Annotated in this window: 29 protein-coding genes; 15 read left to right on the plus strand and 14 right to left on the minus strand. The window is 70.3% G+C overall.

The genetic code is table 11. The annotated features are described in order from the left end of the window. The first annotated feature begins 6 nt into the window (after positions 1-6). From HJG44_RS03625 to HJG44_RS03640, 4 genes are all read left to right on the plus strand, one after another. Positions 7-1,002, plus strand: coding sequence for a C4-dicarboxylate TRAP transporter substrate-binding protein (locus HJG44_RS03625; protein ID WP_246736007.1), 996 nt, complete (start codon positions 7-9; stop codon positions 1,000-1,002). 24 nt (positions 1,003-1,026) lie between these two features. After that, positions 1,027-1,521: a TRAP transporter small permease gene (locus HJG44_RS03630; RefSeq protein WP_171216941.1), complete on the plus strand. Its 495-nt coding sequence runs from the start codon at positions 1,027-1,029 to the stop codon at positions 1,519-1,521. After that, entirely contained in the window at positions 1,521-2,804 is a 1,284-nt protein-coding gene (locus HJG44_RS03635; RefSeq protein ID WP_171216942.1) for a TRAP transporter large permease, read from the plus strand. Before HJG44_RS03630 ends, HJG44_RS03635 begins: the two co-directional genes overlap by 1 nt. A gap of 173 nt (positions 2,805-2,977) precedes the next feature. Beyond that, on the plus strand, positions 2,978-3,703 hold the full coding sequence (locus HJG44_RS03640; RefSeq protein ID WP_171216943.1) for a superoxide dismutase: 726 nt from the start codon (positions 2,978-2,980) through the stop codon (positions 3,701-3,703). A 43-nt stretch (positions 3,704-3,746) separates the two neighbouring features. Here the strand turns inward: HJG44_RS03640 and HJG44_RS03645 are convergent, their stop codons facing one another. Together HJG44_RS03645 and HJG44_RS03650 are read right to left on the minus strand one after the other, a co-directional pair. Next, entirely contained in the window at positions 3,747-4,670 is a 924-nt protein-coding gene (locus tag HJG44_RS03645; RefSeq protein WP_171216944.1) for a L,D-transpeptidase family protein, read from the minus strand. Between the two features lie 92 nt (positions 4,671-4,762). Continuing rightward, a complete protein-coding gene (locus HJG44_RS03650) occupies positions 4,763-5,083 on the minus strand; it encodes a hypothetical protein (RefSeq protein ID WP_171216945.1) in 321 nt (106 codons plus the stop codon). A gap of 107 nt (positions 5,084-5,190) precedes the next feature. Here HJG44_RS03650 and HJG44_RS03655 point away from each other — a divergent pair, with 107 nt between their 5' ends. Beyond that, the gene (locus HJG44_RS03655; protein ID WP_171216946.1) at positions 5,191-5,439 is read left to right on the plus strand and encodes a hypothetical protein; all 249 of its coding nucleotides are present in this window, start codon (positions 5,191-5,193) and stop codon (positions 5,437-5,439) included. A 72-nt stretch (positions 5,440-5,511) separates the two neighbouring features. On the opposite strand, the gene rnk is transcribed toward HJG44_RS03655, so the two are convergent. Together rnk and HJG44_RS03665 are read right to left on the minus strand one after the other, a co-directional pair. After that, complete coding sequence (gene rnk, locus HJG44_RS03660) at positions 5,512-5,952, minus strand: nucleoside diphosphate kinase regulator (protein WP_171216947.1); 441 nt, start codon at positions 5,950-5,952, stop codon at positions 5,512-5,514. Between the two features lie 275 nt (positions 5,953-6,227). Next, on the minus strand, positions 6,228-6,665 hold the full coding sequence (locus HJG44_RS03665; RefSeq protein WP_171216948.1) for a DUF1810 domain-containing protein: 438 nt from the start codon (positions 6,663-6,665) through the stop codon (positions 6,228-6,230). 158 nt (positions 6,666-6,823) lie between these two features. Between HJG44_RS03665 and HJG44_RS03670 the strand changes: the two genes are divergently transcribed. The 4 genes from HJG44_RS03670 (at position 6,824) to HJG44_RS03685 (ending at position 8,681) form a co-directional block, all read left to right on the plus strand. Further along, positions 6,824-7,312, plus strand: coding sequence for an Hsp20 family protein (locus HJG44_RS03670; protein ID WP_171216949.1), 489 nt, complete (start codon positions 6,824-6,826; stop codon positions 7,310-7,312). 67 nt (positions 7,313-7,379) lie between these two features. Beyond that, positions 7,380-7,913 carry an Hsp20/alpha crystallin family protein gene (locus HJG44_RS03675; RefSeq protein ID WP_171216950.1) on the plus strand — a complete coding sequence of 178 codons (534 nt, stop codon included), beginning with the start codon at positions 7,380-7,382 and terminating at the stop codon, positions 7,911-7,913. A 76-nt stretch (positions 7,914-7,989) separates the two neighbouring features. Beyond that, a complete protein-coding gene (locus HJG44_RS03680; protein ID WP_171216951.1) occupies positions 7,990-8,349 on the plus strand; it encodes a hypothetical protein in 360 nt (119 codons plus the stop codon). Continuing rightward, complete coding sequence (locus HJG44_RS03685; protein ID WP_171216952.1) at positions 8,346-8,681, plus strand: hypothetical protein; 336 nt, start codon at positions 8,346-8,348, stop codon at positions 8,679-8,681. The genes HJG44_RS03680 and HJG44_RS03685 overlap by 4 nt, the downstream gene beginning before the upstream one ends. A 67-nt stretch (positions 8,682-8,748) precedes the next feature. Here the strand turns inward: HJG44_RS03685 and HJG44_RS03690 are convergent, their stop codons facing one another. Beyond that, positions 8,749-11,271, minus strand: coding sequence for an ATP-dependent helicase (locus tag HJG44_RS03690; protein WP_171216953.1), 2,523 nt, complete (start codon positions 11,269-11,271; stop codon positions 8,749-8,751). Between the two features lie 147 nt (positions 11,272-11,418). On the opposite strand from HJG44_RS03690, the gene HJG44_RS03695 reads away from it, so the two are divergent. Then, a complete protein-coding gene (locus HJG44_RS03695; protein ID WP_171216954.1) occupies positions 11,419-11,676 on the plus strand; it encodes a hypothetical protein in 258 nt (85 codons plus the stop codon). A 3-nt stretch (positions 11,677-11,679) separates the two neighbouring features. Here the strand turns inward: HJG44_RS03695 and HJG44_RS03700 are convergent, their stop codons facing one another. Continuing rightward, positions 11,680-12,234, minus strand: a complete 555-nt coding sequence (locus tag HJG44_RS03700; RefSeq protein WP_171216955.1) for a thioesterase family protein — start codon at positions 12,232-12,234, stop codon at positions 11,680-11,682. Between the two features lie 184 nt (positions 12,235-12,418). Between HJG44_RS03700 and HJG44_RS03705 the strand changes: the two genes are divergently transcribed. Next, positions 12,419-13,843: an FAD-binding oxidoreductase gene (locus tag HJG44_RS03705; protein ID WP_171216956.1), complete on the plus strand. Its 1,425-nt coding sequence runs from the start codon at positions 12,419-12,421 to the stop codon at positions 13,841-13,843. Positions 13,844-13,869: 26 nt separating this feature from the next. Beyond that, entirely contained in the window at positions 13,870-17,364 is a 3,495-nt protein-coding gene (locus HJG44_RS03710; RefSeq protein ID WP_171216957.1) for an AsmA family protein, read from the plus strand. Here the strand turns inward: HJG44_RS03710 and HJG44_RS03715 are convergent, their stop codons facing one another. The 4 genes from HJG44_RS03715 to HJG44_RS03730 form a co-directional block, all read right to left on the minus strand. Further along, a complete protein-coding gene (locus tag HJG44_RS03715; protein ID WP_171216958.1) occupies positions 17,365-17,760 on the minus strand; it encodes a hypothetical protein in 396 nt (131 codons plus the stop codon). Positions 17,761-17,927: 167 nt separating this feature from the next. Further along, on the minus strand, positions 17,928-18,167 hold the full coding sequence (locus tag HJG44_RS03720) for a ribbon-helix-helix domain-containing protein (protein ID WP_171216959.1): 240 nt from the start codon (positions 18,165-18,167) through the stop codon (positions 17,928-17,930). Next, on the minus strand, positions 18,157-18,354 hold the full coding sequence (locus tag HJG44_RS03725) for a DUF4169 family protein (RefSeq protein WP_171216960.1): 198 nt from the start codon (positions 18,352-18,354) through the stop codon (positions 18,157-18,159). Before HJG44_RS03725 ends, HJG44_RS03720 begins: the two co-directional genes overlap by 11 nt. Before the next feature lie 25 nt (positions 18,355-18,379). Further along, on the minus strand, positions 18,380-20,566 hold the full coding sequence (locus tag HJG44_RS03730; RefSeq protein WP_171216961.1) for a primosomal protein N': 2,187 nt from the start codon (positions 20,564-20,566) through the stop codon (positions 18,380-18,382). Between the two features lie 234 nt (positions 20,567-20,800). Here HJG44_RS03730 and HJG44_RS03735 point away from each other — a divergent pair, with 234 nt between their 5' ends. Continuing rightward, on the plus strand, positions 20,801-21,745 hold the full coding sequence (locus HJG44_RS03735; protein ID WP_171216962.1) for a tyrosine recombinase XerC: 945 nt from the start codon (positions 20,801-20,803) through the stop codon (positions 21,743-21,745). Between the two features lie 2 nt (positions 21,746-21,747). On the opposite strand, the gene HJG44_RS03740 is transcribed toward HJG44_RS03735, so the two are convergent. The 4 genes from HJG44_RS03740 to rpmB all read right to left on the minus strand — a co-directional run bounded on the left by HJG44_RS03740 (position 21,748) and on the right by rpmB (position 25,396). Further along, a complete protein-coding gene (locus HJG44_RS03740; RefSeq protein WP_171216963.1) occupies positions 21,748-22,113 on the minus strand; it encodes a hypothetical protein in 366 nt (121 codons plus the stop codon). A 57-nt stretch (positions 22,114-22,170) separates the two neighbouring features. Next, on the minus strand, positions 22,171-23,256 hold the full coding sequence (locus HJG44_RS03745; RefSeq protein WP_174873161.1) for an endonuclease/exonuclease/phosphatase family protein: 1,086 nt from the start codon (positions 23,254-23,256) through the stop codon (positions 22,171-22,173). Positions 23,257-23,396: 140 nt separating this feature from the next. Then, positions 23,397-24,941 carry an acyl-CoA synthetase gene (locus tag HJG44_RS03750; RefSeq protein WP_171216964.1) on the minus strand — a complete coding sequence of 515 codons (1,545 nt, stop codon included), beginning with the start codon at positions 24,939-24,941 and terminating at the stop codon, positions 23,397-23,399. A gap of 164 nt (positions 24,942-25,105) precedes the next feature. After that, a complete protein-coding gene (gene rpmB, locus HJG44_RS03755; protein WP_171216965.1) occupies positions 25,106-25,396 on the minus strand; it encodes a 50S ribosomal protein L28 in 291 nt (96 codons plus the stop codon). Between the two features lie 182 nt (positions 25,397-25,578). On the opposite strand from rpmB, the gene HJG44_RS03760 reads away from it, so the two are divergent. Both HJG44_RS03760 and HJG44_RS03765 read left to right on the plus strand, forming a co-directional pair. Further along, positions 25,579-25,869 carry a type II toxin-antitoxin system Phd/YefM family antitoxin gene (locus tag HJG44_RS03760; RefSeq protein WP_171216966.1) on the plus strand — a complete coding sequence of 97 codons (291 nt, stop codon included), beginning with the start codon at positions 25,579-25,581 and terminating at the stop codon, positions 25,867-25,869. Then, entirely contained in the window at positions 25,866-26,195 is a 330-nt protein-coding gene (locus tag HJG44_RS03765) for a PIN domain-containing protein (RefSeq protein ID WP_171216967.1), read from the plus strand. Before HJG44_RS03760 ends, HJG44_RS03765 begins: the two co-directional genes overlap by 4 nt. The last annotated feature ends 31 nt before the right edge of the window (positions 26,196-26,226 follow it).

Below are 26,226 nucleotides of genomic sequence, written 5' to 3' on the forward strand. Positions count from 1 at the left end.
GGAAGGATGAACAAAGCGCGTTACTTGTCCGCCGCCTTCGGCATGGCCTTCGCCGCGGCCGCCCTGGCCGGCTCGACCGCCGAGGCCCAGCAGAAGACCTTCACGCTGCGCCTGAACCACGTGCTCGGGCCGAACGAGCCGTTCCATCGCGGCTTCCAGGACTGGGCCAAGCGCGTCGAGGAGCGCACCAAGGGCGGCCTCAAGATACAGGTCTTCCACTCCGCCCAGCTCGGTGTGGAGGAGGACATCATCGAGCAGATGCGCCAGGGTGCGGCGATCGGCCAGAACACGGATGCGGCCCGCCTCGGCAACTACGTCAAAAGCATTGCGGTCCTGAACGGACCCTATTTCGCGACGTCGCTCGAGGATGTCGAGAAGCTCGGCAAGGCGCCGACCATCGTGAAAGCGACCGATGAACTCGCCAGGCAGCATGGGCTCAAGGTCGTCTGCTTCGACTGGGTGCAGGGCTATAGGCACTTCTTCACCAACAAGCCGATCCGCAAGCCGGCCGATCTCGCCGGGCTGCGCATCCGCACCCCGCCGGCGCCGATCTGGCAGGAATCGATCCGGGCGCTCGGCGCTGCGCCGACCGCGATGGCTTTCGGCGAGATGTATCCGGCGCTGCAGCAGCAGGCGATCGACGGGGTCGAGCTCGTCTACAACAACATCCCGGCCGGGCGCTTCTACGAAGTGCTGAAATTCGCCAACGAGACGAAGCACATCATGCTGGTGAACTTCCAGGTGGTCGGCTCGAAGTTCTTCGACGGCCTGCCCGCCGAATACCAGACCGTCCTCGTCGAGGAGTGCAGCAGGGCGGGCCGGGAAACCTCCGAGAAGATCCTCGCATCGGAAGCGAATGTCAGGACGCAGCTCAGGAGCCGGGGCATGACGGTCGTCGAGGATGTCGACCTCGCAGCCTTCAAGGCGGCCGGCAACGCCGCTTACGAGAAGCTCGGGCTGATGGACCTGAAGAAGGCCGTCGAGGCCGAGATCGGCCGCTGACGGCAGTCTGACGGGGTGTCTACGATGAGGCGGGCCTACGACTTCTTGTGCCGCGGGGAGGCGGTGGTTGCCGGCACCTTCCTGGTCGCGATGGTCCTCCTCATCCTGCTCGGCGGGCTCGCCCGCCTGGCCCACATGCCGCTGAACTGGACGACGGACTTGGCGACCTGCCTCTTCGCCTGGGCGTGCTTCCTGGCCGCCGACATCGCCTGGCGCAACAACAGCCTGATGGCCATGGAGGTCCTGACGGAGCGGCTGCCCGAGCGTTTCCAGCTCGCCCTTCGCTTCGTCAACTATGCGCTGATCGTCGCCTTTCTCGCCTATCTTGTCGGCATGGGAGTGTATCTTTCCTGGGTGAGCCGCATCCGCAGCTTCCAGGGCATCCCCGGCGTCAGCTATTCCTGGGTGACCATGAGCCTGCCGGTCGGCGCGGCGCTGCTTCTGCTCACGACGGTCCGCAAGATCCTGGCCGAGCTGCGGGGGGAGCACGAGGCGAATCGCGCGGTGGACGTCGTCTGATGGTCCTCGTTCTCCTCGCCTTCACCGTCCTGCTCCTGATCGGGATGCCCATCGCGTTCGCGGTCGGGATCGCGGGCGTGGTGTTCTTCATCCAGAATCCTGAGCTTCCGGCGACGATCCCCATCCAACTGACGGTCACGGAGACGCAGAACTTTGCGCTGCTTGCGGTTCCGCTCTTCATCCTGGCAGGCAACTTCCTCAACGGCTCGGGGATCACGCAGAACCTCCTGAAGCTCGCCTCCGTCCTGACGGGGCGGCTCCGCGGCGGGCTCGCCCAGACCTCGATCGCGCTCTCCACCCTGATGAGCGGCGTCACCGGCTCATCGATCGCCGATGCCGCCATGAACGCCCGCATCCTCGGGCCACAGATGCTGAAGCGCGGCTATTCGAAGGGCTATGCGGCGGGCGTCCTCTCCTACGGCTCGCTGATGGCGCCGATCATCCCGCCCGGGATCGGCTTCATCCTCTACGGCACCGTCGGGCAGGTCTCGATCGGACGCCTTTTCGCGGCAGGCGTCATCCCGGGCTTCATGCTCTGGGCGTCGCTCGCCGTCGCGATCTCCATCACGGCACGCCGGCGCGGCTATGCACCAGAGCGGAAGACGTGGCCGAGCGTGGGCGAAGTGGCGGGCGCGGCCTGGGGCGGCATCTGGGCGCTTCTCTTCCCGATCGTGCTTTTGCTCGGGCTGCGCTTCGGCGTGTTCACCCCTTCCGAGATCGGCGCCTTCGCGGCGGTCTATGCAGTCGTGGTCGGATTCTTCGCCTACCGCATGCTCACGGCGAAGAGCTTCGTCGAGGCGGTGGAATCGAGCCTGATCGATATCGGCGCGGTGATGTTCCTCCTCGCGCTCTCGGCCGTCTTCGGCTACGGCATCATCTTCGAGCAGGTGCCCGAGGCCATCTCGAATTGGATGCTCGGCCTCACCGACGAGCCGCACATCGTGATGGTGCTCGTCGTGCTGTTCATCCTGGTTGCCGGGACCTTCATGGAAGGCTCGGTGCTCATCATCATGCTCACGCCGATCTTCCTGCCGCTCATCACGCAATACGGCATCGATCCCGTGCATTTCGGGCTCGTCTTCATCATCGCGGCGACCATCGGTAACTACACGCCGCCGGTCGGGGGCGCGATGTTCGTCGTATGTCAGGTTCTGCGCTGCCCGATCGGCGAGTACACGCGGGAATCGGTGCCCTTCCTGATCGCGGTCTCCATCGTGACGCTCGCCCTCATCTTCCTGCCGGGCCTCGTGCTCTTCCTGCCGAATCTCCTGTTCAATCCCTGACGGGCGGGCGCTCACGCGGCCGTGAGGCGGGCGCGTGATGGCGGGCCTTGGTGTCGCGTGCCGGAGCCACCACCTGCGCAATGTGGCCGCGCGCCGCAGTCACGAGAAGGCCTTCAACGCCACCCTACAATCCCGGCGGGCACCCGATGCGCCTCGCTCCAAGGAGGAACCGAATGACAGCCCTTCACCGCCGTTCGATCCTGGCCGGCTTCGCCGCGCTCGCCGCGACCCCGCTCGTGCGGCCGGCCCCTGCGCAGTCCCAGGCGCCGAGCGGCCCGTTCCGCCTCGACCCGTTGCCCTATGCAGCCAGCAAGAACGAGCCGCATATCGACGCGCAGACGATGGAACTGCATCACGGCCGCCACCACGCGGCCTACGTGACCAACCTCAACAACGCCCTGAAGGATCACGGAGACCTTGCCCGGAAGCCGCTGGAAGAGATCCTCGCCAACCTCGGCAGCGTGCCGGAAACGGTCCGCACGGCAATCCGCAACAACGGCGGCGGGCACGCTAACCATACCATGTTCTGGCAGGTGATGGGCGGCTCGGGCGGGGAGCCAACGGGCGAGGTGAAGGCGGCGATCGACCGCGATCTCGGCGGCTATTCCAAGCTGGTGGAGGACTTCAACGCCGCAGGCGGCCGCGTCTTCGGCTCGGGCTGGGTCTTCGTCACCGTCGACCGCACGGGCAAGCTCGCCCTGGTGACCAAGCCGAACCAGGACACGCCCCTCATGGATGGGCAGCGCGTGCTCTTCGGCAACGACGTGTGGGAGCACGCCTACTACCTGAAATACCAGAACCGCCGCCCCGACTACCTGAGGGCCTGGTGGAACGTCGTGAACTGGCCCAAGGTCGCCGAGCGTTACGCCGCGGCGAAAGCCGGCACGCTCACGATCTGACGCTCGAGAGGCTCCCGGTCCGCCCGGGCCGGGAGCGCCTTTATCAGCCCAGGACCTTCACCTGCGCTCCGATCTCCGCGCGGTTGTAGAGATCGATCGCGTCCTGGTTCACCATCCGGATGCAGCCGGAGGAGACGGACGTGCCGATCGTCCACGGCTCGGTGGTGCCGTGGATGCGGTAGAGAGTGTCCTTGTTGCCCTGCCAGAGATAGAGCGCGCGGGCGCCGAGCGGGTTGCCTGGCCCGCCATGCATGCCGATGCCGCTCTGCAGCTCCGTCAGCGAGCGTGCGAGCTTCGGGTCGCGCGCGATCATCTCCTTGGGCGGATACCAGTCCGGCCAGGCCTGTTTCGAGTTCACGGTCGCGACGCCCGACCAGGAGAAGCCCTGCCGGCCAACCCCGACGCCGTAGCGGATCGCCTGCCCGCTTCCCTGCACGAAGTAGAGATGGCGCGAGCGCGGATCGACCACGATCGTCCCGGGCGGCTCGCTCCCCCGGTAGGCGACCTCGCGGCGGAGGTATTCCGGATTGATCCGCGCGTAGTTGAAGGCCGGAACCGGGTAGGGCTCCGTGGTGATGCGGCCGTAGATGCGCCTGTAGTCGAAGGCACTGCCTGCCACGGGCGTGTCGACAGGTCCGGTTCTGCCGTCGGCCGGCGCACGGCGGCGCTGGCCGTACGGGTAGTGCCCGTAAGGATCGGCCGAGCCCGCCTGACCCGATCCGAAGGGGTCGTGGATGTGGTAGTCCTGCTGGACCTGAGTGTCGTAGAACGTATCGCGCGGCGGAGCGCGGTAGCGGCCCTGCCAGAGGTCGTCTTCCGCGCTCGGGTAATAGGGGTCGTCATGGAGTTCCCGCCGTCGGTATTGCGCGGCGGCCGGGGCGGAGGCCTCCAGCAGGGCGGCCCAGGCGGCCGCGCCCGCAAGCAGCCTGCGCCTCGACAGATCGGGGAAGGAACGCTCGTCGCTCATGGCGGAATGATACCGCCTCGCCGCGCCTCATGCCACGCGATCGCGCCGGGATGGTGGGCGCGCAAGAGCCTTCCGCAGAGCTGCCGCCGCGCTCAGGAACCCGCCCCGGCCGTCCGCTCCGTATCCGGCTTGCGCCGGCCGACCTCCGCGGCGAGGCGCGTGAAGGTGCAATCCTCGCCTCGGGCCGAGCGGCTGTTCGCCAGTCGCAGGAGGCGCAGCGGGAAGCGGATTGCCTCCACGTTGCTGGCCGAAAGCTCGGACGGTCGCGCGCCGTCCTCGGCGAGGCATCGCTCCGCATGTGCCAGCGCGGCGTCGATCTCGCCTTCCGAGAGAAGATTTTTGTCCCGCAAGGCCGCCATCAGGGCTGCGATCGCGGCATAGACACCTTCGAGCTGCAGGTTCGCTGTGTTCATCGAATTGGTCCGGTTCGGCACAAGCTGAACCATGAGGCCGCCCCTGACGTTCCGTTGCGCCGGATCGACGCCGCGGGGCGACGTTTGCCGGGCACGGGGTAGGGGCGATGGGAGCTGAAGCGCGCGAGGTGACGGATGCGGAGGGCGTCACCTGGACCTGCATCCAGGCCTTCGCGGGCCTCGGGAACTCGCCGGAGAAGCAGCAGGCGGCCCGAGTCGAGGGTGCGGACGAGGTTCAGGTCGTGTGCACGCCCTCCGGCGGAGCGCGCTCGCGGCGGTTCGCGCTTCCGCCTGACTGGAGAAGGATGGAGGATGCGGCCCTGCTCGCGGCCATCGCCGGCGGCGAGGAGGGCTGACGGAAAGATCCCGCTGGAAGGGCGGGCGGGCCGCGCAGCGGCCGGCACAAGTGCCGGCGCTCCCTCGCCGGTTCAGGCAGGAAGGGCCGTTTCCGGCGCGGCGGGGGAGGCGGTCTCGTCCTCCACCTCGAGCACGGTGAGATGCCGCACGTCGCCCGAGCGCGTGGTCCAATCGATGCCATCGCCCGCCTTGAGCCCGATCAGCGCGGCCCCGATCGGCGTCAGCACCGAGACCCTGCCCTGCGAGATGTCCGCCTCGGGCGGATGAACGAGCGTGACGTGCTGGACCCGACCGGTGGTCTCGTCCCGGTACGAGAGCCGCGAGCCCATGGCGACGTGGCCCGGGGCGCGCCGGCCCCGCGGCAGCACATGGGCGCGGTCGAGTTCGCCCTGCAGAAAGGCGGCCACGTCCGGCATCGTGTGCTCGGCCGAGCTGACGAGGCGGGACAGGGCTTCGTAATCCTGTGCGCTCAGCGTGATGCGCGGCTTCCGCGCGGTGTGATGTCGAGACATGTGCCGTTCCTCTCAGTCCGGGTCGAGTGGATGCGCGTCGCGAGCGCACGGGCCCTGCGGCCGCTTCGGGCGGCGCGCGAGACCTCGATTGACGTTGGTGGAGGGCGGCCCCGAATCCGGCCGCGACGGAACGCCGAATCCGGGGCCTAAGAGCCCGCGATGAGACGACCGGCCCGGTGCAGCGGGCGGAGAAGGAGCGCCAGGGCGTTCATGCGGCAAGGCTCGGCCATCCGGCCCCGCTTGTCAAACGGGGCGGCCCGGCAGGCGCGCCGCCGCTATCCCGGATGCAGCAGCTCCAGCGTGCGCGGGTCGGGATCGCCGTCGCAATAGCGGCCGAGCGCCGCCCGGAACGCGCCCTCCCGCCTTTCCGCCGCGGCGTCGAACAGCGTCATGCAGGAGCGGAACTTGAGGTCGTCGGGCGAGCCGAAGATCTGCCGGAGGGAGCGGCCTTCCAGGCCCAGGACGGCCTGCGTGCAGGCGATGAGCCGCGATCCTAGAACCGGGTGGGCGAGATAGGCCTTTGCCTCGTCGAGCCCCGAAATGCCGTAGAGGCGCGCGGTCGGGGAATGCCCGAGCCCGGCGAGCTGCGGGAAGACGAACCACATCCAGTGGCTCCGCTTCTGCCCGGCCTCGAGCTCCGCAAGCGCCCGCTCCCACACGGATTCCTGCGCCGCAAGGAAGCGGGCAAGCTTGAAAGGGTCGCCAACCGACATAGCCGCCGTCCTTCCGAAGGCCCTCCGCGGGGCCGGCGCGATACCCTTGACAGCCGCCAGGCCGCACCTAGCTCATTATCCGCCAAGGCCTTGTGAGGCTTGGCAGCGGGCGCCGGGGGTGTCCGGCGCTCTCATATCCATGTTGCTCATTGGAGGATATGGCTATGGGCTTCGATCTTACGCCTCTCTACCGCTCGACGGTCGGCTTCGACCGGCTGTTCGACATGCTGCAGCAGGCCGCGCGCGCCGAGGGCATGGGGAGCTGGCCGCCCTACAACATCGAGAAGACGGGCGAGGACGAATACCGCATCTCGATGGCGGTGGCGGGGTTCGGCGAGTCTGAAATCCAGGTGGTCCAGCAGGGCAATACGCTCGTCGTCTCGGGCCAGAAGCATCCCGAGCCCGAGGGCGTGGAGGTTCTGCATCGCGGGATCGCGACCCGCTCGTTCAAGCAGAGCTTCAACCTTGCCGACCATGTGAAGGTGCTGGCCGCGAACCTGGAGAACGGCCTGCTCACCATCGAGATGAAGCGCGAAGTGCCGGAGGCGCTGAAGCCGCGCCGGATCGAGATCGCAACCGGCGGGCAGAAGGCCATCCGGCAGGACAACGCCGCCCAGCCCCAGATCGGGATCGCCAAGGCGGCCTGACCTTGGGCGATCGTCCCGCGGGCGCCCCGCCCGTGGGACCCATCTCGCAGCAGCACAGGAGGACAGAATGGCAGTCAGGGATCTCATGCCTTGGGGTCGCACGCGCTCGCCGCTTCCGTCCGAACGGGCGGGCGGCGGCGAGCTCACCCCCTTCTTCGCGCTCCATCGCGAGGTAAACCGGCTCTTCGATGACGTCTTCAAGGGCTTCGACGGCAGCATCCCGTCCGTGTTCGGGCGCGGAGCGTCCTGGCCGAGCCTGGAGGTGACCGCGAACGACAACGAGGTGCGCGTCTCCGCCGAGCTGCCGGGCCTCGAAGAGAAGGATGTCGAGGTCACGGTCGACGGCGACGTCCTGACCATCCGGGGCGAGAAGCGCTCGGAGACGGAGGACAAGGACAAGCATTTCAGCGAGCGCTACTATGGCCGCTTCGAGCGCAGCCTCTCGCTGCCCTTCGAGGTGGACGAGAGCAGGGCGCAGGCCGGCTTCAGGAATGGCGTCCTGAGCATCACGCTGCCGAAATCGGCCAAGGCCGAGGAGCGGGCCAAGCGCATCCCGATCGGCGGCGCCGGGGCGTCCGGTTCCTCGGCCGCGAAGTCGTGAGGCGGAGTTCCGTGCCCGCTTCGGACCGGCCCGGGCGTCCGGGCGAGGTCCCTTACGCGGGGCGGAGGGCCTGAACATGTCCGGAGAGACGGGCGTCGTACCGAGCCCGGCTCGGCCGGCCGGCTTCGCCGGCGGGCGGCGGCCCCGGCCGCCGCTCGCCGAGGCGCTCGCCCATCCGGCCGAGTTCTACGCGAGCCCGCGCGAGGTCGCCTGCGACCCCGATCTGTGGCCGGACGAGAAGCGTGCGCTGCTCCTGTCCTGGGCGCGTGACGCGCTTGCCATCGAGCAGCTCGCGAAGGGCGGGCTTCCTGCCGAGATCGCGGCCGAATCGCGTGCGGACGCCGTCATCGACGCGCTCGCGGCGGGCGAGTATCGGGCCGCGCTCGAGACGATACGGGGCGAGCGTCGGCGAGCGTTTCGGAGGCGTGCGGGATGACGGCGTTCAATCCCGGCGACTGGCGTAGCTCCCTCCGGCTGTTCCGCGGCCCTCACGATCGCCGCAGGCCCGAGGAGCGCAACCGGGAGACCGTACATCGCTGGGCCATGATCGTGGCCTTCTGCACCTGCTTCGCGAGCCTTGCTCCACCTGGGACGTTTCCGGCGGCCCTCGCGGCGCTGCTGCTCGTGGCCGGGTTCGCCTCGCTCGCGCTCGCGTTTCTGCAGGGGCAAAGCCCCTTCGCGCCGCATCTCACCGGGTTCGACGAAGCCGCGTGGTCGTTCCTGGCAAGCCTCGCGCTCGGCTTCGGGCTCAGCCTGCCGGCAGGCTAGGAGGTGAGACGGATGCCCTCGCGGCAACCGCCGCTCGGTCCCGGGACCGAGCGGAACGCAATGCGATTCACCCCGCCCGCTCCACAAAGCTGTCCAGCACCATCTTCCGGCCGGCCTTGTCGAAATCGACCGTGAGCTTGTTGCCGTCGATTGCCGCCACGGTGCCGGGGCCGAATTTCAGGTGCAGGACGCGGTTGCCGATCTCGTAGGCGGAGGGGGCGCCGGTGGATTTCGCCAGGATCTCGCCCTCGATCAGCATCGGGCCGCTGCGGCCGCCGGGGCCCTTGCGCGGGCCGCGCGTCGAGGTGCCGAAGCCCTCGTTGTAGCGAGAGCGGCTGCTGCCATCGCCCCAGCGGCCGGAATAGCCGTCGTCCGAGAAGCCGCCGCGGCTGTCCTCGTCCGCCATGCCGGCGGCCTGCGTCCACTGGCTCGCGCCGAACCCGCCGCCCGAGGCGGCGCGCGCCTGGGCGCGCTGCCAGCCCGGCGTCGCGTAGCTCGAACCGAACGGCGTCATGCCCTCGAAGCGCGAGGCGCGGCCGGCAGAATAGGCGGCGGGCGCCTCCGTCACCTCGACATGGGCCTCCGGCAATTCGTCGATGAAACGGGAGGGCACGGTCGTGTTCCACAGCCCGTGCACGCGCCGGTTCGTGGCGAAGTAGATCCTGGCGCGCTTCTTGGCCCTCGTCAGCCCGACATGGGCGAGGCGGCGCTCCTCCTCGAGACCGGCGCGGCCGTTCTCGTCGAGCGCGCGCTGGTTCGGGAACAGGCCCTCCTCCCAGCCGGGCAGGAACACCGTGTCGAATTCGAGCCCCTTGGCGGCATGGAGCGTCATGATCGAGACGCGGTCCTGGCCCTCGGTCTCGTTCGCGTCCATGACGAGCGAGATGTGCTCGAGGAAGGCGGCGAGGTCCGGGAACTCCTCCATGGAGCGCACCAGCTCCTTGAGGTTGTCGAGCCGCCCGGCGGCATCGGCCGACTTTTCCTTCTGCCACATATCCGTGTAGCCGGATTCCTCCAGGATCTGCGCCGCGAGGTCGTGATGCGCGGTGCGGTCCATGAGCGAGCGCCAGCGGTCGAAGGAGGCCATCAGGTCGCGCAGCGCCTTGCGCGGCTTCGGCTTCATCTCGTCTGATTCGGCGAGGTAGCGCGCGGCCTGCATCAGGGGCACGCGCGCGGCGCGCGCATGGGCGTGCAGCCGCTGCAGGCAGGCCTCGCCGAGGCCGCGCTTCGGCACGTTCAGGATGCGCTCGAAGGCGAGGTCGTCCGCCGGCTGCGCGGTCGCACGCAGATAGGCGAGCGCGTCGCGGATCTCGGCCCGCTCGTAGAAGCGCGGGCCGCCGATCACCCGGTAGGGCAGGCCGAGCTGGACGAAGCGGTCCTCGAGCTCGCGCATCTGGGCCGAGATGCGCACCAGCACCGCGACCTCGGAGAGCCTCTCCTTCCTGGCCTGGATCGCCTCGATCTCCTCCGAGATCAGCCGCGCCTCCTCCTCGGAATCCCAGGCGCCCGTGATCGTCACCTTGTCGCCGGGCTCGTCCTCGGTATGCAGCGTCTTGCCGAGCCGGTCCTGGTTCCTGGCGATCAGGCCCGAGGCGGCGGCCAGGATGTGCCCGGTCGAGCGGTAGTTGCGCTCCAGCCGGATCACGGTCGCGCCCGGAAAATCGTGCTCGAAGCGCAGGATGTTGTCGACCTCGGCGCCGCGCCAGCCATAGATCGACTGGTCGTCGTCGCCGACGCAGCACAGGTTCTTTCGCGCCTGGGCGAGCAGCCGAAGCCACAGATACTGCGCGACGTTCGTGTCCTGGTACTCGTCCACAAGGATGTAGCGGAAGCGGTTGTGGTACTGCTCAAGCACGTCCGGATTGTCGCGCCACAGCCGCAGGCATTCGAGCAGGAGGTCGCCGAAATCGACCGCGTTCAGCGTCTTCAGCCGCTCCTGGTAGGCCGTGTAGAGTGCGGCGCCGCGGCCATTGGCGAACGAGGCGGCCTCGCCCGGGGGCACCTCCTTCGGCTGCAGGCCGCGGTTCTTCCAGCCGTCGATGAAGGAAGCCAGCGCGCGCGCCGGCCAGCGCTTCTCGTCGATCCCGTCCGCCGTGATGACCTGCTTGAGCAGCCGGAGCTGGTCGTCCACGCCGAGGATGGTGAAGTCCGAGCGGAGCCCGACGAGTTCGGCATGGCGGCGCAGGACCTTGGTGCCGATCGCGTGGAAGGTGCCGAGCCAGGGCATGCCTTCGCCCGCGGGTCCCACCAGGGCCGCGATGCGCTCCTTCATCTCGCGCGCCGCCTTGTTGGTGAAGGTCACGGCCAGGATGTTGGATGGCCATGCCTTCCCGGTCGCGATCAGGTGCGCGATCCGGGTCGTCAGCACCCGCGTCTTGCCGGTGCCGGCGCCGGCAAGCACGAGAACCGGCCCTTCCGTCGCCTCCACGGCCTGGCGCTGTTCGGGGTTCAGCCCGGCCATGTAGCCGCCAGGTCCGGCGGCGGGCGGCGCCACGGCGGCGCGCGCCCGTTCCGACAGGCTGGGACGGCGGGGCTCGTCCGGCTGTTGCTCGACGAAGTCGGGCGCGGGGAGGGCGCTGGCGCGATTCATCGTCCCATCTCTGGATCAAATCGCGAACGCCGTCGAGGCGCGCAGGGTCGCGGCCCGCCGCGGTGTTCGCGAAGTCCACCGCGAACCGATGGAGCGCGACGGTGTTGAGCCCCATATGGGGACGGGGCACCGGCTCAGGAGAGCAGCATGCGGTTCATAATGATGGGCGTCGCGGCGGCCGCGCTCGCGGCAGCCCCGGCCTTCGCGCAGATCGAGCGCCTGCCCGAGACCAGCCGCTCCGAGGCGCAGTCGAACGCGATCAACAACTCGCTGAACGCGCAGAGCCGGTCGCGCATCCAGACGCAGCAGAACCAGTTCGAGATCAACTCGCTGCGCAACGAGAACGCGATCCGCTCGGCACCCCCGCCGGTGGTCGCGCCGCCGGTGGCCCCGGCGATCCGCTGAGCGCTACCCGGCCGCGCCGACCCGCCCCGCCTTGATCCCGACGCTGCGCCCTAGGGCTTGCGGCCGGGGGAGGCGGTCGTGCACGGCCTTCACGGCCTCGAGCCGCGCCAGGATGTCCTCGGGAAACGGCGCCACGCGGCGCGTCGTCATGTCCACATGGAGGAAGAGCTGCTCGCAGGTGGCGGCGACCCAGCCCTCCTCGAGCTGGTGCGCCTCGAAATAGGCGTGCACCCGCTTCTCGTCGAAGTCGACGATCCTGACGGTGGTGCGGGTCACCGCCTCGGCCGGGAGCTCGCGGAGATAGGTCGTGTGCAGCTCGGCCGTGAAATAGGAGGCGTTGCGGCTCGCCAGGTAGTCGGGCCCGAGTCCCACCACCTCGAAGGCCTCGTCCACCGCCCGGTCGAAGAGCACGTGGTAATAGGCCATGTTCATGTGGCCGTTATAGTCGATCCAGCCGGGCTCGACCCGCACGGGCGAGGCCACGAACGGGGCGAAGACGAAGACGGGCTCCGCGACGACTTGTTCCGCGACGACTTGTTCCTCTTGGACCGGCGGCACGGGTTCCTCCTGCTTCCTCCAGCTACACACGATGGCGGCGGCCGGGCCAAGCGTCCGGTCCCGCGTAGCGAGCCGAACCGCCGCAGCCGGCGCGAGAGGGCCGACAGTGTTGCGCCCCGGCCACGTCTGCTAGGCTCCGGGCGCTATATTCCGGCCTGATCGCCGCCTCGCCCGGACGCCCGTGATGAATGTCGCCACACCCATTCGGCCAGCGCAGCGCCTGCGCCCGGACGAGGCAAGCATCGCCGATCTCACGGGCGAGCTGACGAAGCGCTTCGGCAACCGCGTCGTCACCAGCCTCGCCGTGCGCCAGCAGCACGCCCACACCACGACGTGGCTCGCCAACCAGCCGCCGGACATCGTCGTGCTGCCCGAGAGCGCCGAGGAGGTGGCCGAGATCGTCCGCCTCTGCGCGGCGCGGCGGGTGCCCGTGATCCCCTTCGGCACCGGGACCTCGCTCGAGGGCCACCTCAACGCCCCCTTTGGCGGCGTGTCGGTCGACCTGAGCCTGATGAAGCGGCTCGTCGCCGTGCATCCGGAGGACCTCGACTGCGTGGTCGAGCCGGGCATCACCCGCAAGGAGCTGAACGAGCAGCTCCGCGATACCGGGCTCTTCTTCCCGATCGATCCGGGCGCCGATGCCTCGCTCGGCGGCATGGTCTCGACCCGCGCCTCGGGGACCAATGCTGTCCGCTACGGCACCATGAAGGACAACGTCCTCGCGCTCACCGTGGTGACGCCGGACGGCTCGGTCGTGAAGACGGGCACGCGGGCGCGGAAGAGCTCGGCCGGCTACGACCTCACGCGCCTGTTCGTCGGCGCGGAGGGGACGCTCGGGATCGTGACGGAGATCACCCTGAAGCTGCACGGGATCCCCGAGGCGATCTCGGCCGGCATCTGCTCCTTCCCGACGGTGAAGGATGCCTGCGACGCGGTGATCGTCACCATCCAGTCCGGGCTGCCCATCGCCCGCATCGAGCTTCTCGACGAGGTGCAGGTGAGGGCGGTGAACGCCTATTCCAGGCTCACCCTCCCCGAGACCCCGCTGCTCCTCTTCGAGTTCCACGGCACCGATGCCGGGGTGAAGGAGCAGGCCGAGCGCTTCGGCGAGATCTGCGCCGAGTACAGGGGCGGCAACTTCGAATGGGCCACCAGGGCGGAAGAGCGCTCGCGGCTCTGGCAGGCCCGGCACGACGTCTATTGGGCGTCGCTGGGGCTGCGTCCGGGCGCGAAGGGCGTCGCGAGCGACGTCTGCGTCCCGATCTCGCGCCTCGCCGAATGCCTCGCCGAGACCAAGCGCGACATCGAGGAGCACGGGATGGTCGCGCCGATCGCCGGCCATGTCGGAGACGGCAACTTCCACGTCATGCCCCTGGTGATGCTGGAGGACCCTGCCGAGGTGAGGATGGCCGAGGACTTCATGCACCGGCTCGTCGAGCGGGCTATCGCCATGGAGGGCACCTGCACGGGCGAGCACGGGGTCGGCCAGGGCAAGATGAAGTACCTGAAGGCCGAGCATGGCGAGAGCGCGCTCGGGCTCATGCGCCTCCTCAAGCGCTCGATCGACCCGGACGACATCATGAATCCGGGCAAGATCGTGGGCGCATGAACGGCTGATCGGCGGGGGCCCGGCGCTTGCGCGACCTGCTGACCGTCCTGGCCGGGATCGTCATCCTGGCCCTGGTCGCGGCGATGGCGGTGCCACCCTTCGTGGACTGGCGGAGCCAGCGCGCCTATGTCGACGCGGCGCTGTCCCGCGCGACGGGGCTCGCGGTGCGGACCGACGGCGCCATCGACCTCCGCCTGCTGCCGACGCCCCGGCTCGCCGTGGAAGGGCTTCGGGTCGGCGACGGCGCGGCCGAGGACGCCTCGCTCCATGCGCGGCATGTCGATGCCGAGGTCGCGCTGACGCCACTCCTCTCGGGCGAGGTTCGCTTCCTCCAGAGCCGGGTCGAGCGGCTGGAGCTGAAGCTGCCGGCGGGAGCGGGGGGCGACTGGCGCATCCCGCGCGCGCTGCTCTCCGAGGACACCCTGCGACGCACCTGGGTCTTCGAGGACCTCGCCGTCGGCCAGCTTCTCCTCACGACGGTCGACCCGCAGACGGGCCGGACCGACCAGGGCTATGCGGAGCAGGTGCGGCTGCAGTCGCAGTCGCTCGCCGGGCCGTGGCGGGCGGAAGGTCTCGCCGGCGGGGTCCGCTTCAGCCTCGTCACCGGCGAGATCGCGCTCTCCGGGCCGACCAACGTGAAGCTCTCGACGGAGGGCGAGGGCCTGCCCCGGCTCGCCCTCGACGCCCGCATGTTCCTCGACCGCGGCCCCGGCGACGTCCATCTGCCGCGCCTGGAGGGGACCGCCCGCCTGGTGGGCGCGCGCGAGGCGGTGCCCGTTCCCTACACGGTCTCGACCGGGTTCAAGACCGCGGGCCGGCTCGCGACGCTGGACAGCGTCTCGGTCGAGGCGGGGGAGGGCGCCTCCACGCTCCGGCTCGGCGGCACGGGCGAGATCGCGCTCGATGCGGGGCGCCTCACCCTCGCGCTGGAGGGGCGGCGCCTCGACTGGGACGGGCTCGCGGCCGCCTACCGGGAAGCTTCCGAGGAGCTGCGCCGCCGCTGGCGGCCGCAGCCGGACATGCCGCTCGACCTGTCGCTCCGCCTGGACGGTCTGGCGCTCGGCGGCGAGGAGCTGACGGGGATATCGGCGCGGACGACGCTCGCCGGCGACCGCATCGGCATCGACCGGCTCGACTTTACCGCGCCCGGACAGACGCGCGTGTCCGCCAGCGGCGAGGTGTCGCTCGCCATGGGGGGCGGCGGCCATGGCCGGGTCACGCTGTCCGCCCGTTCGGCCGATAGGCTCGCGGCCTATCTCGGCCGGTTCGGTATCCCGGACTTCTCCGGGGACGCGCTCGCCGGGCGCGCGCTCGAGGCCTCGGCCGATATCACGGCCGCCAATCCCGTCGCCTCGCTCCGCAACCTCCAGGTCCGGCTCGGCGACGCGACATTGACCGGCGCCCTCCGCTACACGGCCGCCGAGGCGGCCTCCCGCGCCAGGATCGACGCGCAGGTCGCGATCCAAGGGCTCGATCTCGACGCCCTGCCGCAGCTCACCGGGCTCTTCGATGCCGGCCGGGCGATCGATCTCGGCCTCATCCTCGACGCCCGCAATGTCGGGTACGGGGTCGGCGAGCGGGGCGGGCGCGTCGCGGCGCGGTTCGCGTCCGAGGGCCAGAGCCTCACGATCGACCTCCTGGAGATCACCGACCTCGCGGGCGCCAATGCGAGCCTGCGCGGCCGCATCACGGCTGACGGCAGCGGGCGCATCGGCGGGCGTCTCCGGGCCAGGAGGGCCGCGCCGCTGATCGACCTCGTGGGGCGGGCCGCCCTGGGCGGCCTCGCCGAGCTCGTGCCCCCATTCCTGCGCGAAGCCCCGCTGGATGCGGCCGTGCTCGCCTCCCGGGCGCCTGCCGCTGCTGGGACCGAGCCGGCGCTGGTCACGAAGGTCTCCGGCTCCGCCGGAGGCGGCGGGCTCGAGGCGGAGATCACCTCCGCCGAGGGAAGGGTCGCGGAGATCTCCGCAACGCTCACGGCGGAACAGGCCGGGGCCTGGTTCGGCACGCCCGCGCTCGCGCGCCCGGCGCGCCTCGAGCTGAAGGGCGGGCGGGACGCCTCGGGGCGGCTCGCGATGCGCCTGGCGGGCGACGTCGCCGGACTGCGCATCGCGACGGTCGAACCCTTCGGCCTGTCGCCTCGCGACACGGCGGTCGAAAGCGGGGAAGCGCAGCTCTCCTCCGCCGACATCGCGCCGCTCCTCCCGGCGATCGGTCAGCGCGCGGCCGGGCCGGTCGATGCCGACGTGAAGCTTCGCGTCGGGCGCCGCGAAGGCGCGGCCCGGGTGGAGCTGACCGGTCACGTGGGGGAAAGCGTCGTGGACGCGGACCTGTCCGGCCCGAGCCTGCGCGAGGTCTCCGGCCGCGTGCTGCTCGGCCAGGTCTCGCTGCCCTGGATCGCCTCGGTTCTCGCGCTCGGCAGCCTCCCCGAGGCGCCCGCCGGCTCTCCGTGGGCGGCCGCCCGCTTCCCGAATGCGCCGAACCTGCCGGTCGGCGGTACGGTCGCCGTGCGGGCGGTCACGGCCGATCTCGGGCGGGGGCTCGCGGCGCAGCGCGCCGAGTTCACGCTGGCGACGACCCCGGACGGCTTCGCCATACGGGATTTCGGGGGCGCGTTCCTGGGCGGCCGGCTGTCGGGGACGCTCAGCGTGAACCGCCAGGGAGGGCTCGCCTCCCTCATCGGCGAGGGCACGGTGACGGGGGCCTCGCTCCCGGATCTCGTCGGCCGTCCCGTCCGGCAGGGGCGGATCAGCGGCAATCTTCGCTTCGGCGGATCGGGCGAGAGCCTCGCCGGCATCGTGGCCAGTCTGGGCGGCGCGGGCGCCGCGGAGTTCGAGGAGCTGGAACTCGCCGGTGCCGATCCGGAGGCGATCGGACGCACCGTCCAGCGCGCGCTGCGCGGCGACGACACGCTGGTCCCGGCGCGGCTCCAGGCCATCGCGGCCGAGGAGCTCGACCGGGCGCCGCTCAGGGTCGTCAAGGCCATGGGCCAGGCCACCTTCGTGTCCGGCGGCCTGCGCATCTCGCCTCTCGTGGCGGATGCTGGCGCGGCGACCTGGCAGGGATCGGCCGCGCTCGATCTCCGCACGCTCAGCCTCGACATCCGCGGCACGCTCACCGCGAAGGCGCCGCCCCGCAACTGGTCGGGCTCGGCGCCCTATCTGACGCTCGGCTGGGCCGGGCCGCTCGGCCGGGCGGCGCGCACGCTCGATGTCGGGCCGCTCTCCAACGGCCTCGCCTCCGTGGTGCTCACGCGCGAGCTCGACCGCATCGAGACCTTCGAACTCGACGCGGCAGAGCGGATGCGGATCAATTCGCGGGTCGAGATGGACCGAGCGCGGCGCGCGGCGGCCGAGGAGGCGGCGCGGCTCGCGCGGCAGCGGGAGGAGGCCGAGCGGGCCCGGCGCGACGCCGAGCAGATCATGGGCGGCGCGCGGCCGGCCGACGGGCCGGGCGGGCCGCTCCTCGCGCCCCCGGTCGATATCAGGCCGCCCGCGCAGGGCGGGGCGGCCTCGGGCGGCTGATCAGGCGCGCGGGCAGCGCGTCAGCTTCATGAGCCCGCCGGTCGTGCCGGCCGGAGCGAAGAAGGCGGAATCGAGCCGCATCCTGTTGGAGCCGTCGAGAATGAAGCGCCATTCGTCGCCCTCGCGCGAATCCGCCTTGGTCAGGTTCACGGTCAGCCGGTCGCCCGCGAAGGCGGTCGAGTAGTCGGCCGCGACGCGCGCCTTCCCAGCCGGGCCCGAATAGGCGAGGACGTCGCGGCCGTCGAACTCGACGAAGAGCTGCGCCTCCGAGCAGGCCTTGCCCTCGGCCGCCCAGGTGCCCGTGATGTCGAAATCGGGATTGGCCGACAGGCTCGGGCTCGCGCTCGCAAGGCAGGCAACGAGCCCGAGGGCCGGGGGAAGATAGGGTATGCGCATCGCTCTCGACTCCTTTCGGTCGCGCCGGCAGGCGGCCGCATCCGAGCCGCTCCGGAAGCCGGCGCGAGCCCGACGCTCAAAGTCGAGCTAGCGGCTGAACGAAGCATAAAGGAATGCGGCCGTCCCGCGGCGGTATCCCGACATGGTGAATCGACCGTGAGGCGGCCTCAGAGTGCCTCGCCGGCGCGGGCCACATAGGCGGCGAGCACGTGGACCCGGATGGCGGAGGACAGGTTGCTTCCGCCGCGGGCCCGGTCGATCTCGGCCACGAGCGCCTGGACGGAGAGGCCGCGCGCCTGGGCAAGCCGGCCGAGCGCGTCCCAGAACGGCTCCTCGAGCGAGACGCTGGTGCGGTGGCCGGCGATGGTCAGCGAGCGCTTCTTCAGCCTGCCGGCCTCAGCCTGCATCCGGCTTGTCCGTCCGCTTCAGCCGGTGGCCCTCGTGGCGGGCCGCGGACAGCTTGTCGTTGGCATCGCGCTTCTTCTTCTCGGCCTTGGTCAGGCCGAACTTCGCGCGGTTCCGCTCGGCCTGCCGCTCGGCTTCGGCGCGTTCGCGCGCCTTGCGGGCCTGGCGCAGGTTGATGATCTCGGCCATTCGGGTCGGGGCTCCTCGGACCTTCTTACAGGAAGCTCATCGGGTCGACATCCACGGCGACCCGCACGGAACCGCGCGGCTTGCCGGTCCGGATGAGCCAGTGGCGGAGATAGTCCTGCAGGTTCGTCTCGCGGCTGGCCTTCACCAGGAGGCGGAAGCGGTAGCGGCCGCGGATCAGCGCGAGCGGCGCCTCGGCCGGGCCGAGTACCATGACGCCGGGCGGCGGCTCGGCCACACGGGCGAGGGCGCGCCCGAAGGCCTCCGCCTCCGCCCGGTCGGCGGCCGAGACGATCAGGGCCGCGAGGCGCCCGAAGGGCGGCATGCCGGCGGCTTCGCGCGCGGCCGTCTCCTCGCGGTAGAAGCGCTCGGCATCGCCCGAGAGCAGAGCCGCGATCACGGGATGGTCCGGCTGGTAGGTCTGGACGAAGGCGCGGCCGGGCTTCGTCCCGCGCCCGGCCCGCCCGGTCACCTGCTGCAGGAGCTGGAAGGTGCGCTCCGCCGCACGCGGATCGCCGGAGGTCAGGCCGATATCGCCGTCCAGCACCCCGACCAGCGTCATGTTCGGGAAATTGTGCCCCTTGGCGACGAGCTGGGTGCCGATCACGATGTCGGCCTCGCCGGCCGCGATGGCGGCGAGCTCGTTGCGCAGCCGCTCGGTCCCGCCCGGAAAGTCGCTCGACAGCACGATGCGGCGCTTCTCGGGGAAGAGGCGTGCGGCCTCCTCGGCGATGCGCTCCACCCCCGGGCCGCAGGGCACGATCGTCTCGACCCCGCCGCAGGCCGGGCAGGTCTCCGGCACGCGCTCGGCATGGCCGCAATGGTGGCAGACGAGCGCGCGCCGGAACCGGTGCTCGACGAGCCAGGCCGAGCAGTTCGGGCAGCTGAAACGGTGGCCGCAGGCCCGGCACAGGGTGAGCGGGGCATAGCCGCGACGGTTGAGGAAGAGCAGCGCCTGCTCGCCGGCCTCGGTTGTCCTGCGCAGCTCCTCCACGAGGCGCGGCGACATCCAGGTCCCGCGCTCGGGCGGATCGCGGCGGAGATCGACCGCCTCGATGTCGGGCAGCGCGCGGCCGCCGAACCGCTCGGGCAGGGCGACCCGGGAGAAGCGCCCGCGCTGCACGTTCACGCGCGTCTCGATCGACGGCGTCGCGGAGGCGAGGATGACGGGCGCGTTCTCGAAGCGGCCGCGCACAATCGCCATGTCGCGCGTGTGGTAGCAGACGCCGTCCTCCTGCTTGTAGGCGGCCTCGTGCTCCTCGTCGACCACGATGAGGCCCAGGTCCCGGAACGGGAGGAAGAGGGCTGAGCGGGCCCCCGCCACGACCGCGACCTCGCCGGAGGCGACGCCCGTCAGGACACGCTCGCGCCGCCTCCCGGAGACGCCGGAATGCCAGGCCGCGGGCCGCGTCCCGAACCGCTCGGCGAAACGGTCCAGGAAGGCGGAGGTGAGCGCGATCTCGGGCGCGAGGATCAGGGCCTGGCGGCCCATGCGCAGCGCCGCCGCGATCGCCTCGAAATAGACCTCGGTCTTTCCCGATCCCGTGACGCCGTCCACCAGGATCACAGGATGCCGTGATCCTGCGCTCCCCTGATCCTGTGCCGCGGTCGCCACGGCGGCGGCGAGCACCTCGGCCGCGGCCCGCTGCCGCTCGGACAGGGCGGGGCGCGCGAAATCCGGATCGGGCCGCTCCGCCACGGGCTCGGCCCTGAGCGCGACGGTTTCGAGCGTGCCTTCGTCCACGAGGCCGTCGATGACGCCGACACCGACGCCCGCCGCGTCGGCGAGCTGCCGCTTCGTATGGACCAGCCCGCCCGTCGCGGCTTCCAGGACGCGGGCGCGGGCGGGCGTGACGCGCTTCGGAGGCGGGCCGGCGAGCCGCACGCCGATCCGGATCGTCTCGGGCGCATCGACCGGCACCTTGAGGGCGAGCGCCAGCGCCGAGCCCTTGGGCGCCAGCGTGTACCAGGCGAGCCAGTCCACGAGGCGGCGCAGCGCGGCCGGCATGGGCGGGACGTCGAACCTGCCTGAAACCGTTTTGAAGTTGTCGCCCGCGCCATGGCGGAGCGACCAGACGACGCCGTAGCGCTCCCGCGGCCCGAGCGGCACTGCGACCAGATCTCCCTCCGCGAGCGGGAGGTCCTCGGGCACCGCGTAGCTGTAGGTCTGGTCCAGCGCGAGCGGGATCAGGATCTCGGCGACGCGCGCCGTCATTCGGAAAGGCTCAACCCGGACCGGTCACGATGGGTGTGATCAGATCGTGAACATGGCGGTTAAGGCATGGGGAAGCAACTCCGCGCTGATTCTCCCCTGAAGGGGGAGGTGGCCGTCGCGCAGCGACGGACGGAGGGGGATGGAGAGCGGGCCCCCACCCGTCGGCCTGCGGCCGACACCCTCCCCTGCAGGGGAGGGATCAGGCGCCAGCCTTCCGAGGCTGAAGCAGCGCAGATGTTGCTGCCCGGCACGCGGGATCTCCACCGCACGGTCGCATCCTGGCTGTCGGCGCTCGGCGCGGAGCGCCGGCTCTCGCCGAAAACCGTGGACGCCTATGCGCGCGACCTGCGCCAGTTCCTGATCTTCCTGGTCGAGCATCTGGGAGAGCGGCCCTCGCCCAAGATCGTCACGGGCCTCAAGCCGGCTGACATCCGCGCCTTCCTGGCGCATCGCCGGCGTGCCGGGATCGAGAGCCGGTCGCTCATGCGCCAGCTCGCCGCGCTCCGCTCCTTCGGCCGCCACCTGGAGCGCGAGGGGCACGGCACCGCTTCCGCCTTCGCGGCGATCCGCGGCCCCAAGGTGGCGAAGGGCCTGCCGAAGCCCGTCGCGCCGGCGGCCGCGCTCGCCATGGCGGATGCCGGGACGCGGGCCGGCGAGCCGCGCGAGCCCTGGATCCTGGTTCGCGACGCCGCCGTGATCGCGCTGCTCTACGGTTCGGGGCTGCGCATCGCGGAGGCGCTCGGCATCGCGCGCGAGGATGCGCCGGTCGGGCAGGTCGATTCGGTGACCGTGACGGGCAAGGGCGGCAAGATGCGGACCGTTCCGGTCATCGCGCCCGTCCGCAAGGCGATCGAGGAATACCTGGCGCTTTGCCCCTATCGCCTGCCCGCGAAGGGGCCGCTCTTCGTCGGCCAGAAGGGCGGGCCGCTCTCGCCGCGGGTCATCCAATACGCCGTGGAGGGCATGCGCGGCGCGCTCGGCCTCGACGCGAGGGCGACGCCGCATGCGCTGCGCCATTCCTTCGCCACGCACCTGCTCTCACGCGGCGGCGAGCTCAGGGCCATCCAGGAGCTGCTCGGCCATGCCTCGCTCTCGACGACGCAGATCTATACCCAGGTCGATGCGGCGCGGCTGATGGCGGCCTATGATTCCGCCCATCCGCGGGCCCGCGCCAGCTAGGATCAGCCGCGCTTCTCGGCGTTCCACACGCCGGAGCAGCCGGTCGTGGTCTGCCAGGTGCCGCTGCCCGAAGCGCCCGAGACCCGTCCGGTCACCTGCGCGCGCTGCTCGCCGCGCGAGATCGTGCCCTTCACGGCGCCGCTCTGGCTGACGCTGCCCGAGGCGCTGAAGGCCTCCGTCCCGCCGTAGCGGATCGCGCCGTTCTGGACCACGATCGGGTAGCGGTAGGCGCGGTCGCAATTGCCCTGCCGGGTGATGACCTCGACGCTCCATTGCCCGTCGAACCTGTTGTCGCCCTTCTGGGCCTGCGCGGCGCCGGAGATCGCGGCTGCGCCGATGGCGAGGGCGAGCGTGACTGCGAGACGCAAGGGTGCCTCCTCGGATCGTTCGTCACCCTTGAAACGCCCGAAGTGGCTTTCTCGATCCTACCCGGGCGCGATCCGGCGCGCAGCCGGTCTGGGCCCGGAGGTGGGCGCGAACGTCGCGAGCGGCGCCTTCCCAGCCCGCAAGCTGTCGAGATAGGCCTCCGTGAAATCGACCTTGATCTCGGTCCAGAGCGGGAGGTGGTCGGACATCTGCCACGTCCGCCACTTCCGGTAGGCGGCCTTGTCGGTCTTGGCCGGCTTTCCGCCCTTGGTCGTCGTCGGCATCAGGGGCCGATAGGCCGTGTAATCGGGATCGTCATCGCGGAACACGTACTCGTTCCACGGAAAGCTGCCTGCCGCCGCGATCTCGGCAAGCTTCTGCTGGGTTCGCATGGCGATTTGGTCGTAGAAGTTTGCGCTCGCCAGCCCGGTCGGCTTCCGCAGCTCCGCCGGCACCGTGAAGCCGCCGCCGAGGAGCGCACCCATCAACGGATCATCCGGGCTGAGGATGTTGAAGTCCCCGAGCAGGATATAGGTCTCGCCATCTGCCTTCTGCCGCTTGGCGAAGAACTCGGCGACCTCCTTGATCTCCTGCTGGCGGCGCGCCGTGTCCGTCGCCGTGCCGTAGTAGATGTGAACCGTGCAAAGGTTGAACTTGAACCAGCCCGCCTGGAAGGCGACGAGGAACGGCGTACGGTTGAACTGGTCCGGCTTCTTCCCGCGGTCGTCGGGCAGCACGATCTCGCCAGCAATGTGCCGGAAAAGGATCTTGCGCGTGTCGTACACGAAGGCGAGGCGCTCGTTGTTCCCGCTCTGATCCGTCAGGATGTACGTCCAGTGCGGACCAAGGAGCCGCATGACCGTCTCGAAATCCGTCAGGTTGCGGTTGACCTCCTGGATGGCCACAAGGTCGAAGGCCGAGATGATCTCGGCGATATAGAGGAAAGCTTCCGGTGTTCGCGGCGAGGGGTTGAACTTGTTGGAGCCGAGGTCGCGAATGTTCCAGGTCGCGAGGTGGAAGGAGCTCTGCTTCGTTTTCGCCGTGACATGGGCGTCGAGCCCGGCCCGCAGCGCGAGCAGACGGTCGATCGTCCGGTCACGCGCAGGCGCGTCAGTCCAGGATTTGATGCTGGAGTATTGGACCATGCCGCGCTCCCTTGCCGGGCTCGGCCGCTCATCTTCGTGGAGCGGGTCGAACGCAATCTCCGAAGTCTCTCGTCAGAAACCCGGCAAGTAAACAGGAAGATGACGGCGGAGCAGCGCGACCCGGAGCCGCCGGGCGAGGCTCAGGCCTCCGCCCGCAGGATGCGGCGGATGATCTTGCCCGTCGTGGTCATCGGCAGGTCGGGCCGGAAGGCGATCTCGCGCGGATATTCGTGCGCCGAGAGCTTTTCGCGCACGAAGCCCTGGATGTCGGCGGCGAGCGCGTCGGAGGGCTCGTAGCCGGGCTTGGGCACGACGAAGACTTTTACGATCTCGGTGCGGAGTTCATCGGGTTTGCCCACGGCGGCGGCGAGCGCGACGGCGGGGTGGCGCAGCAGGCAATCCTCGATCTCGCCCGGCCCGATCCGATAGCCGGCCGAGGTGATGACGTCGTCGTCGCGTCCGACGAAGGAGATGTAGCCGTCGGCGTCGACCGTCGCCTGGTCGCCCGTCGTCATCCAGTCGCCGACGAACTTCCTCTCGGTCGCCTCGTCGTTGTTCCAGTAGCGCAGGAACATCACCGGGTTCGGCCGGCGCACGGCAATCTGCCCGAGTTCGCCCGGCTCGCAACGATTGCCGTCCGGACGGATCACGGCGACGTCGTGGCCCGGGAGCGGTTTGCCCGTGGCTCCCGGCTTGCCCACGCCGAGCGCAGAGCAGGTGCCCACGACGAGGTTGCATTCGGTCTGGCCATAGGCCTCGTCGATCGGGATGCCGAGCGTCTCGCGGCCCCAGGCGGCCGTCTCGACCCCGAGCGCCTCCCCGGCCGACATGACCGTCCGCATCTGGACGCCGAAGCGCTCGCGCGGGCGCGGCACGGCGCGCAGCATGCGGAGCGCCGTCGGCGGGATGAAGGCGTTGCGGATGCCGTGATCCGCCAGGAGCCGGAAGGCGGCCTCCGGGTCGAACTTGTCGAACTTCCGCGCCACGACCGGCACGCCGTAGCGCAGGCTGGGCAGGAGGCAGTCGAGGAGCCCGCCGGCCCAGGCCCAGTCCGCCGGCGTCCAGAAGCGGTCGCCAGGCTGGGGGAACAGCCCATGCGGGAAGATCATGCCGGGCAGGTGGCCGAGCAGCACGCGGTGGGCGTGCAGCGCGCCTTTGGGCGGTCCGGTCGTACCCGAGGTGTAGATCATGAGCGCCGGATCCTCCGCCGCGGTGTCGCGCGGCGTGAACTCGGGCGATGCGGCCTCGATGGCCTCCCAGAACCCTTCGATCGCGCCGTCCGGGCCGTGGATCGACAGCGTGGTCTCGAGCCCGGGCAGCTGATCGCGGATCGTGGCGACCTTCGCGGCGCCGGCCGTCCCGGTGATCAGCGCCTTCGCGCCGGCGTCAGTGAGCCGGTAGGCGAGGGCGTCCGCGCCGAACAGGGAGGCGAGGGGAAGCGCGACGGCGCCGAGCTTGTAGATCGCCACATGCGCGATCGGCACCGCCACGCCCTGCTGCAGCAGCACGGCGACGCGGTCGCCGGGACCGATGCCGCGGGCGCGCAGCGCGGCGGCGAGGCGGTTCGAGCGCTCGCGGAGCCGGCCGAAGGTCAGGATGTCGGTCGTGCCGTCCGGTCGGACCTCGATGACGGCCGGACGGTCGGGATCGGCGGCCGCCCAGCGGTCGGCGACGTCCACGCCCATGTTGTAGCGGGCCGGGATCTGCCAGCGGAAGCCGGCCCGCAGCGCCGTGAAATCGCGCGCGGGCGGGACCGAGAAGCCGATCCCGTCGGCGGGAAGCTTGGGAAGGGTCTCTAGCGCGGCGGGCGTGGCCGTCGCTCCGAGCTGCGCCTGAACGGCGAAAGGCCTCAGGCCGCCGCGGCGCTCTTCTCGGCGATCTCGCGCTTCAGGCGGCGGGCGCGGAGCGACAGCTCGTCGTCGGAGGCCTTGGCCAGGAAGGAATCGAGCCCGCCGCGATGCTCGACCGAGCGCAGGGCGTGCGCCGTGATGCGCAGGCGGACCGAGCGGCCGAGCTTGTCCGAGATCAGCGTCACGTTGACAAGGTTCGGCAGGAAGCGCGTCTTCGTCTTGCGGTTCGAATGGCTGACGAGGTTGCCCACGAGCACGGCCTTGCCGGTCAGTTCGCAGCGACGGGACATGGGACTGATCCTATAGGTCTCAAGCCGAGCCCGCGCGAGCCGAACGGCCCGGCGCCTGGATCGACACAATCTCGATGTGAAGGCCGGCCATATACGGAAGGAGTCCGGGAGCGTCAAGGACGGAAGGCGGCGGTCAGGCTGCTTTGCATTGACATAGCTATCTCGCGGAGCATCATCCAGCAATGCACACCGTCCGCCTCGATCAGCTGAGAGCCGAGCTCGGTGAGTACGTGCATCGTGCCGAGGCCGGTGAGACGATCATCGTAACCGAGGACGACCGCCCCGTGGCGAGGCTCGTGCCGCCTCTAAACGTGGGGGAGCCGCGGACCGAGGAGGACGTGCTCGCGCGCGGCGTTCGGGAGGGCTGGATAACACCGCCTTCAGAGCCTCGCATCGGAGTGCCACCATCCTTCCCCTGCATGTCGTTCGAGGACCTCATGGAGGAGATCGCACGGGACCGGGAGGACAGGTGATCTACCTGGATAGCTCCGTCCTGCTGGCCCACCTCTTTGCCGAAGCGAGGCGGCCAGACGGAGCTATCTGGACCGAGCGCCTGGTGTCCAGCCGATTGATCAAGTACGAGGTGCTAAACCGCCTGCACGCGCGCAGATTGGGAGGCGCGGCATTCGATGCGGCGGTCTCGCTCGTGCGATCGATGTACCTGCTGGACCTAGCTCCGGACGTCCTCGCGCGAGCGCGTGAGCCTTTCCCCCGTCCCATACGCACCCTCGACGGTCTGCATCTCGCCTCGCTGATGTACTTGCGGAGAACAGAGCGGGATGTGCAACTCGCCACCTAATGATCTGCAGATGCGAGAAACGGCGGTCGAA

Origin of the sequence: Enterovirga aerilata (assembly GCF_013044135.1) — a bacterium.
GTDB lineage: Bacteria > Pseudomonadota > Alphaproteobacteria > Rhizobiales > Beijerinckiaceae > Enterovirga > Enterovirga aerilata.